Source organism: Bradyrhizobium acaciae (assembly GCF_020889785.1).
Classification (GTDB): Bacteria; Pseudomonadota; Alphaproteobacteria; order Rhizobiales; family Xanthobacteraceae; genus Bradyrhizobium; species Bradyrhizobium acaciae.
Genome location: NZ_JACMYK010000302.1, coordinates 1 through 1471, shown reverse-complemented (window position 1 = coordinate 1471; position 1471 = coordinate 1). Strand labels below are relative to the sequence as shown.

Sequence of the window (1471 nt, the reverse complement as noted above, 5' to 3'; positions counted from 1 at the left end):
GATACGTGGGCATCTTGGCCGAATTTGGACTGGTGGCCGCGAGGGACTCTTCCATGTGACCAAACTTGTTGCGGCAATTGAGAAGAATTCCACCATCCCCGAAGCTGTCCGCCTGATCCTGTTTCTGCTCGTTGAGCAGCTACGGTCGCTGGACGCGAGAGTGGCCGTGCTTGATCGCGAGGTTGCCCGGCGCGCCAGTGAAGATGCCGAAGCACGGCGCCTGATGATCATTCACGGTATAGGACCGATCACCGCTACAGCACTTGCCGCCTTGGCCCCATCTGCTCAGACCTTCAGGTCGCGATTTTGCGGCATGGCTCGGCCTTACGCCGCTGCAACGCTCCTCCGGGGGCAAGCAGAAGCTCGGGGAGACATCTCGGATGGGCGAACGAACCTTGCGTCGCCTGATGATCATCGGAGCCAGCGCAACCGTGCGCTGGGCCATGCGAAAGGGATCGATGACGGATTCTTGGCTCTCGCGGATGCTGGAGCGCAAGCCGCCCATGCTGGTGATCGTCGCCTTGGCCAACAAGACGGCGCGCATCGTCTGGGCGTTGATGGCCAGGCGCGGCATTTACCGTACGCCGGCGTTGGCGGCGAGATAGTCCGCTCCTCGAGCGGACTACCCAAGTGTGAGAAGGTCGAACGGAGAGTATGGCGCTACGGTCAAAGAGACGGGATCGGGAAAACCAGATCATGGATACGTGCTTCGAGCACGCGAGGTTGAGTTGGACCCGTTCCGCGAACTCCCATACGCGCCGGCGGCATGTGACAGCCGCATCAGAGGCCGGACACATGTCAGCCCCCGACCACGCTCTGCGCTCTTCGAAAAGATTCTTCTTGCACCAACGGGGGCGTCCACACATGTCCATGACGAGATGGACATCGAGTTCACGCGGCACGGCCGTCTCGATCTCGTCGAGAAACTTGTGGAACTGGTGGCACGCTGCCGTCCGTAGCATTTGCCGATCACCCGTCCGGTCGCAATGTCGAGGGCGGCGAACAGCGATGTGGTGCCGTGCCTTTTGTAGTCATGGCTCCTTCGGGCCGGCTGATCGGGAGGCATCGGCAACATCGGCTGACTGCGGTCCAACGCCTGGATTGGGGACTTCTCATCCACACACAGAACGATGGCATGCTCCGGCGGTGAGACACAGAGGCCCATGACGTCGCGAACCTTGGCGACGAAGTCAGGATCGGTTGAAAGCTTGAAGGTCTCCAACCGGTGCGGCTGTAAGCCGAAGGCGCGCCATATCCGCTGTACCGTCGAGACCGACAGTCCACTGGCCCGCGCCATGCTGCGCGAGCTCCAGTGCGTGGCGTTGGGCGGCTTCGTCTCAAGGGTCCGGACGATCACTGCCTCGATCCGGGCATCTTCGATCGTCCGTGGCGTCCCTGATCGCGGCCCATCCCGAAGACCTTCAAGCCGATGCTCAGCGAAGCGCCTGCGCGACTTGCCGACCGTATCGGG

2 pseudogenes are annotated in these 1471 nt (G+C 61.9%); one reads left to right on the top strand and one right to left on the bottom strand.

Features of this window, described 5'->3' with window-relative positions:
* Positions 1 to 605, top strand: a pseudogene (locus tag H8A92_RS41300) (IS110 family RNA-guided transposase); the annotation flags it as partial.
* A gap of 261 nt (positions 606 to 866) precedes the next feature.
* Here H8A92_RS41300 and H8A92_RS40390 read toward each other — a convergent pair.
* Positions 867 to 1471: pseudogene (locus tag H8A92_RS40390) on the bottom strand (IS630 family transposase); the annotation flags it as partial.